Raw genomic sequence first — 7,197 nt, 5'->3', positions numbered from 1 at the left:
GAAATGGACCTGGGTCGGGCAGGGCAGGAAGACGGCGGGACGCAAGGAGCTCAAGCGGAAGATCGAGGAAGAGCTCGATCGATTCGAGCGGTTTCAACTGGCGGAGTGAGGCTCGGCTTCGGTCTCGTAGGGTGGGTAAAGGCGCATTAGCGCCGTGCCTACCATCTGCTCGTGGTGGGCACGCTGCGCTTTGCCCACCCTACAAGAGCGTGCATCGTGGCGAGTCGCTCGATCCAAACGCCGAACGCAATCCCGACCGCATAGGCCACCAGGTTCCACGGCGAGAAGATGCGCCCGAGCAGCAATGCGCCGGCCGTCGTCAGCCGGAATGCATCGAGCCAGGGCGTATGCACCAGGCGCGAGAATTCCACGACCACCGCGATCAGCGTCGCGATCACCACAAGCTGGCCCCGCGTCAGCCCTGGCAACAACGCTCCGACCAGCAGAAGCACCATGGTCGCCCACAGCAGCGAGCCGCCGTACTTCACCACGAACGCCGGCAGCCCGAGCGGGAATCCGTACCAGCGCAGCGACAGCCCGCAGACGATCACGGCGAGCGCGAGGGTGGCGCGGCGCAGCGACGTCCGTACAGGCGCAACAGGCGTGCCCGGCTGCGTCTCGTGCATTGCTTGCTCCATTGACTCTTTGCTCTCGATGCTGAAAACGGCCGCAGACCCGAAAAAAGCAACAACCCCGGGGAGGAAGCCATGAGCCAGACCACCACCTATGCCGGTTCCGCCGGCAGCGCCAAGAACTTCAACAAGTCGGAGATCGAAACTTCGACGATCCGCGCGATCTCCTGGCGCCTGATTCCATTCCTGGTCCTGGCCTACTTCTTCTCCTATCTCGACCGCGTCAATCTCGGCTTCGCCGCGCTGACCATGAACGCGGACCTGAAATTCACGCCGCTGATCTTTTCCTGGGGCGCCGGCATCTTCTTCATCGGCTATTTCATTTTCGAGGTTCCGAGCAACCTCGCGCTGGAGAAATTCGGCGCCAGCCGCTGGATCGCCCGCATCATGGTGAGCTGGGGTATCATCTCGGCGCTGATGGCGATGGTCAGCGGCGTCACGAGCTTCTATGTCCTGCGCTTCCTGCTCGGCGTCGCCGAGGCCGGCTTCTTCCCCGGCATCATCCTCTATCTCACCTATTGGTATCCGGCCGAATATCGCGCCCGCTTTCTCGCGGCCTTCGCCATCGCCGTGCCGGTCTCGACCGTGATCGGCGCGCCGATCTCGGGCCTCTTGCTCGGCCTCGACGGCATGATGGGGCTGAAGGGCTGGCAATGGCTTTTCATCATCGAGGGCATCCCTTCCGTGCTGCTCGGCATCGTCACCTGGTTCTATCTCACCGACAGACCGGAGAAAGCGGACTGGCTCTCGACCGAGCAGAAGGCCTGGCTCAAGGCCAAGCTCGATTCGGAAATAGCGGCCAAGCAGGCGGTGAAGCATTTCTCGCTCGGCGAAGCGCTGTCCTCGCCGAGGGTGATCGCGCTCAGCCTGATCTATTTCGGCTTCGTCGGCGCACTCTATGGCATGCAGTTCTGGCTGCCGCAGATCGTCAAGGCGTTCGGCCTCACCAACGCCCAGACCGGCTTCGTCACCGCGGTCCCGTATCTGTTCGGCACCATCGCCATGATCCTGTGGGCGCGGCACTCCGATGCGACGCGCGAGCGCGTGATGCATGTCGGTGCGCCGCTTCTGCTCACGGCGGTTGCGCTCGGCGCGTCCTCCTATCTCACCGATCCTACGGCGACGATGGCGGTGTTGACGGTCGCGGCGATCGGCGTGTTCTGCTGCTTCGGCGTGTTCTGGACCCTGCCGACCGCGTGGCTCTCCGGGACTGCAGCCGCCGGCGCCATAGCGCTGATCAACTCGATCGGCAATCTCGCCGGCTTCGGCGGGCCGTATCTGATCGGCTGGGTCAAGGAAGCCACGGGCCAGACCTCGACTGGGCTCCTGGTACTTGCCGTGCTGCCTCTGATCGCAGGCATCCTCACCTTGATCGGAGGCCACGACAGCAAGCACGAGTTCGTCGGGCAGGGACGGTGAGGCAATAGGCTCGTAGAAGGGACAAAGGCGCGCCGTTGCGCGCCGTGCCTACCAACTTCTTTCTCTGACGCTGGCTGGGTAGGTGGGTAGGCTTCGCTTTGCCCCGCCTACAATTTCACTTCCCTGGTGATCGCCTCCGAATCGTTACCACCCTTTAACGATCACAGATTCCTGATGACTGACGATTATTGACTTTTATCAGTGATTAGTCGACATTCCTCTCATTCGAGATGCGAGGAGCGTCCTTCATGTTCGTCCGATCCGTTTTGTCGAGCTATTCCAGGCTGTTGGCAGGCGTTTCGCTGGCCTTCATGGCTGCAGCCCTTGCTGGGTGCAATGACACCGTTGCCGAAAAGGCGGAACCGCCGCGGCCGGTTTTGGTCGCAACCGCGCATTATGGTGCGGAGACGCCGGAGCGCAGCTTCGTCGGCACCATTCGTCCGCGGATCGAGAGCGATCTCGGCTTCCGCGTCGCCGGCAAGGTCGCAAAGCGCCTCGTCGAGGTCGGCCAGACCGTCGAAGTCGGCCAGCCATTGGCGACGCTCGATGAGATCGACCTGAAGCTCCAGGCCGAGCAATCCGTCGCCGAGCTGACTGCCGCGACTGGCGTTCTGGCCCAGGCCGCCGCCGCCGAGCAGCGCGCCAAGGACCTGAAGGCTAAGGGCTGGACCACCGATGCGCAGCTGGATTCGAGCCGCGCCGCCGCCGACGAGGCCCGTGCCCGCCTGAACCGGGCCGAACGGTCGGTCGAACTGACCAAGAACTCTCTTTCCTACGCGACGCTCAACGCCGACGCCCGCGGCGTCGTCACCGCAACGCTGATCGAGCCCGGCCAGGTGGTTGCCGCGGGCCAGGCTTCGATCCGCGTCGCCCGCTTTGCCGAAAAGGAAGCGGTCGTCGCGATCCCTGAGACGCTGGTCGGACGCGCCAAGTCGGGCGTCGCCAGCGTCACTCTTTGGTCCGAGCCGAACAAGAAGTATGTGGCCAAGCTGCGCGAGATCGCGCCGGCGGCCGATCCGGCCACGCGCACTTATCTCGCAAAGTTCTCGCTTCCCGAGGCCGACGACAAGGTCGCGCTCGGCATGACGGCGACGCTGACGCTGTCGGATGCAGCATCTGAGCGCGTCGCCCGGCTGCCGCTCTCGGCTTTGTTCAATGAAGGCGGCAAGCCGTCCTTCTACGTCGTCGACGACAGCGGAGGCGTCTCGCTGAAGCCGGTGACTGTGAAGTCCTATGAGAGCAAGGACGTCGTCATTACCGGTGGCGTGGAAGAGGGCGCCAAAATCGTTGCACTCGGCGTGCAGAAGCTCGATCCGGGTCAACGGGTGCGGATCGTATCGTCGCTTTCCTTTTAACTACCGTCATTCCGGGGGCACGCGCAGCGTGAACTACGGTGCGCAATTGCGCACCTGAGAAACTTGAGATTCCGGGTCTGGTCGTTCGGACCATCCCGGAATGACAAAGAGAAATAGAGCTACGTCGTGCGAGGCGAGTTTCGGCCTTTGTCCCTAAGCAAAGGCTGAAGCGGCGAAGCGATCCAGAACCTGCCCAGCCCCCTGGATTGCTTCGCTGCCTCGCGACGACGGTTTGAGCAGAGCGGCTGTCCTTGTTGCAACTGGATCGTCTTTCGGAGAGTGCGATGAAGCGCTTCAACCTTTCGGCCTGGGCAGTCAGCCATCCGACGCTGGTTCTCTTCCTGATGATCGTGCTCGGCGCTGCCGGCTTCTTCTCCTATGAGAAGCTCGGCCGTGCCGAGGATCCGTTCTTCACGGTGAAGGTGGTCAACGTCTCCGTGATGTGGCCGGGCGCGACCGCGCAGGAGATGCAGACCCAGGTCGCCGACCCCATCGAGAAGAAGATCCAGGAGCTGCCCTATTTCGAGAAGGTGCAGACCTATTCCAAGCCCGGCTTCACCGCGCTGCAGGTGACCTTCCGCGACAACACGCCGCCGAAGGACGTGCCCTATCTCTTCTACTTGTTGCGCAAGAAGCTGGTCGACGTGCAAGGCCAGCTGCCGTCCGGCATCCTCGGGCCCGTCGTCAACGACGAGTTCTCCGACGTCGATTCCATCCTCTACATGTTGACCGGCGAGGGCGCCGACTATGCCCAGCTCAAGAAGGTCTCGGAAGGTTTTCGTCAGCGCCTCCTGAAGGTGCCCGGCGTGACCAAGGTTGACGTCTACGGCAACCAGGACGAGCGCATTTTCGTCGAGTTCAGCCACGCCAAGCTCGCCACGCTCGGCATCACGCCGCAGGCCCTGTTCGACTCGCTCGCCAAGCAGAACAACGTGACGCCGGCCGGCACGGTTGAGACCTCTTCGCAGCGCGTGCCGCTGCGCGTCACCGGCGCGCTGGACGGAGCCAAGGCGGTCGCCGAGACCCCGGTCGAGAGCAACGGCCGCGTGTTCCGCCTCGGCGACATCGCCACCGTCACCCACGGCTTCGTCGATCCGCCGAGCTTCGTCGTCCGCCAGGAAGGCAAGCCCGCGATCGGCATCGGCGTCGTCACCGCCAAGGGCGCCAACATCCTCGATCTCGGCAAGGAGGTCCAGAAGGCGACGGACGACTTCATGAAGTCGGTGCCGCAGGGCATCGACGTCAAGCTGATCGCCGACCAGCCCAAGGTGGTCGAACACGCCGTCGGCGAGTTCGTGCGCTCCTTCATGGAAGCACTCGTCATCGTGCTGTTCGTCTCGTTCCTGGCGCTGGGCTGGCGCACCGGCATCGTGGTCGCGCTGTCGGTGCCCTTGGTCCTCGGTATCGTCTTCATCGTCATGAACGCGATGTCGCTCGACCTGCATCGCATCACGCTCGGCGCGTTGATCATCGCGCTCGGCCTGCTCGTCGACGACGCCATCATCGCGGTGGAGATGATGGTGGTGAAGATGGAGCAGGGCTGGGACCGCATGCGCGCGGCGTCTTTTGCCTGGGAATCAACTGCGTTTCCGATGCTCACGGGAACGCTGGTCACGGCCGCTGGCTTCCTCCCCATCGGCTTTGCCAATTCCGCGGTCGGCGAATATGCCGGCAGCATCTTCTGGATCGTGGCGATCGCGCTGGTCGCCTCCTGGTTCGTGGCGGTGATCTTCACGCCCTATATCGGCGTCATGCTGCTGCCCGAGATGAAGGCGCATCACAATCACGATCCGCATGCGGTCTACGAGACTCGCATGTATCGCGGCCTGCGCGCCGTCGTGCAATGGTGCGTCAACCACCGTATCACGGTCGTCGTCGCGACCGTCGTCGTTTTCGTCGCCTCCATCGTCGGCTTCGGTAAAGTCCAGCAGCAGTTCTTCCCGTTGTCGGAGCGGCCCGAGCTGTTCTTCCAGCTGCGCCTGCCCGAGGGCACCGCCTTCAACGTCACCGAAAAGGCGGTGAAGAAGGCCGAGACCCTGCTGAAGGATGACAAGGACATCGAGACCTACACGTCCTATGTCGGCCAAGGATCGCCGCGCTTCTGGCTCGGCCTCAACCCGCAGCTTCCGAACGAGGCCTTTGCCGAGATCGTCATCGTCGCCAAGGGCGTCGAGGCGCGTGAGCGCATCAAGGCCAAGATCGAGAATGCGGTCGCCGACGGCATGCTGACCGAGGCCCGCGTTCGCGTCGACCGCTTCAATTTCGGCCCGCCGGTCGGCTTCCCCGTGCAGTTCCGCGTGATCGGTCCGGATGCCAACAAGGTACGCGAGATCGCCTACCAGGTCCGCGACGTCATGCGCGAGAACAAGAGCGTCAAGGACGTCCAGCTCGACTGGAACGAGCAGTCGCCCTACCTCAAGCTCGTCGTCGACCAGGACCGCGCCCGTGCCATGGGCCTGACCCCGCAGGACGTCTCGCAGGCGCTGGCGATGCTGATCTCCGGATCGCAGGTCACCACCGTGCGCGACGGCATTGAGAAGGTCGGCGTGGTCGCCCGCGCGATCCCCTCCGAGCGTCTCGACCTCGGCGGCGTCGGCGATCTCACCATCACCTCGCGCAATGGCGTGGCCGTGCCGCTGCAGCAGATCGCCAGGATCGAGTACGCCCATGAGGAGCCGATCATGTGGCGGCGCAACCGCGACATGGCGATCACCGTGCGCTCCGACGTCGTCGACGGCGTACAAGCCCCTGATGTCACCAACCAGATCACGCCGAAGCTCAAGCCGATCATGGATCACCTCGAGCCGGCCTACCGGATCGAGCCGGGCGGCGCATTCGAGGAATCAGCCAAGGGCAATGCCTCGATCTTCGTCCTCTTCCCGATGATGGTCATGGTGATGCTGACGCTGCTGATGATCCAGCTGCAGAGCTTCTCGCGCCTTATCCTGGTGTTCCTGACGGCGCCGCTCGGGCTGATCGGGGCCTCGCTCGGCCTGAACCTCGCGGCCAAGCCCTTCGGCTTCGTGGCGCTGCTCGGCCTGATCGCGCTCGCCGGCATGATCATGCGCAACACGGTCATCCTGGTCGACCAGATCGAGACCGACGTCAGCCACGGCCTGCCCCGGCGCGAGGCGATCGTGGAAGCCACCGTCCGCCGTGCCCGTCCGGTGGTGCTGACGGCGCTCGCCGCCATCCTTGCCATGATCCCGTTGTCGCGCTCGGCCTTCTGGGGGCCGATGGCGATCACCATCATGGGCGGCCTGTTCGTCGCGACCTTCCTGACCCTGCTGTATTTGCCGGGCCTCTATGCACTTTGGTTCCGCAAGAGCCTGGACGAGGCGGGTTCACCCGAGCAGCCCGCCGCATCGCAGCATGGCAGCGATGACCATCCGGCAATTCCGCTTGCTGAAGCGGCTGAATAAGTGAGATGAAGTGCTGATCGATGAGTCCTGACTGATGGCCCTTATTTCGGAACATATCGAAGGCGACACCCGGGACCGCATTCTCGAGGTGGCCGAGCGGCTGTTCCGCCAGATCGGCTACCAGAAGACCACGGTCGGCGACATCGCCAAGGAGCTCAGAATGAGCCCCGCCAACGTCTATCGCTTCTTCGAATCGAAGAAGGCGATCCACCAGGCGGTAGCTCGTTCGCTGATGGGCGAGGTCGAGCTCGAGGCCCAGCGGATCGTGGCGGAGCCGGGTCCGGTCAAGGAGCGCTTCCGCGAGCTGCTCACCACCATCCATCGCATGAACACCGAGCGCTATGTCGGCGACAACAAGCTGCACGAGAT

4 protein-coding genes and 1 pseudogene are annotated in these 7,197 nt (G+C 63.6%); 4 read left to right on the top strand and 1 reads right to left on the bottom strand.

Annotation, left to right across the window (positions count from 1 at the left end; translation table 11 throughout):
- Nucleotides 1–158: 158 nt before the first annotated feature.
- Nucleotides 159–626 carry a DUF2809 domain-containing protein gene (locus JHD07_RS27635; RefSeq protein WP_291627812.1) on the bottom strand — a complete coding sequence of 156 codons (468 nt, stop codon included), beginning with the start codon at nt 624–626 and terminating at the stop codon, nt 159–161.
- An 81-nt stretch (nt 627–707) separates the two neighbouring features.
- Between JHD07_RS27635 and JHD07_RS27630 the strand changes: the two genes are divergently transcribed.
- The 4 genes and pseudogenes from JHD07_RS27630 to JHD07_RS27615 all read left to right on the top strand — a co-directional run.
- The gene (locus tag JHD07_RS27630; protein WP_291627809.1) at nt 708–2,051 is read left to right on the top strand and encodes an MFS transporter; all 1,344 of its coding nucleotides are present in this window, start codon (nt 708–710) and stop codon (nt 2,049–2,051) included.
- A gap of 248 nt (nt 2,052–2,299) precedes the next feature.
- On the top strand, nt 2,300–3,406 hold the full coding sequence (locus JHD07_RS27625; RefSeq protein WP_291627807.1) for an efflux RND transporter periplasmic adaptor subunit: 1,107 nt from the start codon (nt 2,300–2,302) through the stop codon (nt 3,404–3,406).
- A 284-nt stretch (nt 3,407–3,690) separates the two neighbouring features.
- Nucleotides 3,691–6,828, top strand: coding sequence for an efflux RND transporter permease subunit (locus tag JHD07_RS27620; protein WP_291627806.1), 3,138 nt, complete (start codon nt 3,691–3,693; stop codon nt 6,826–6,828).
- Nucleotides 6,829–6,862: 34 nt separating this feature from the next.
- Nucleotides 6,863–7,197 (top strand): annotated as a pseudogene (locus JHD07_RS27615) (TetR/AcrR family transcriptional regulator); the annotation flags it as partial.

The sequence above is a fragment of the Bradyrhizobium sp. genome (genome assembly GCF_016462955.1).
Lineage (GTDB): Bacteria > Pseudomonadota > Alphaproteobacteria > Rhizobiales > Xanthobacteraceae > Bradyrhizobium.
The sequence above is the reverse complement of the archived record's forward strand: the minus strand, read 5'-3'. Positions and strand labels throughout refer to the sequence as shown.

Bases quoted from the DNA above. Each gene is read 5' to 3' on its own strand.
- JHD07_RS27620 (WP_291627806.1), top strand. From the start codon at position 3,691: ATGAAGCGCTTCAACCTTTCGGCCTGGGCAGTCAGCCATCCGACGCTG.
- JHD07_RS27625 (WP_291627807.1), top strand. From the start codon at position 2,300: ATGTTCGTCCGATCCGTTTTGTCGAGCTATTCCAGGCTGTTGGCAGGC.
- JHD07_RS27630 (WP_291627809.1), top strand. From the start codon at position 708: ATGAGCCAGACCACCACCTATGCCGGTTCCGCCGGCAGCGCCAAGAAC.
- JHD07_RS27635 (WP_291627812.1), bottom strand. From the start codon at position 626: ATGCACGAGACGCAGCCGGGCACGCCTGTTGCGCCTGTACGGACGTCG.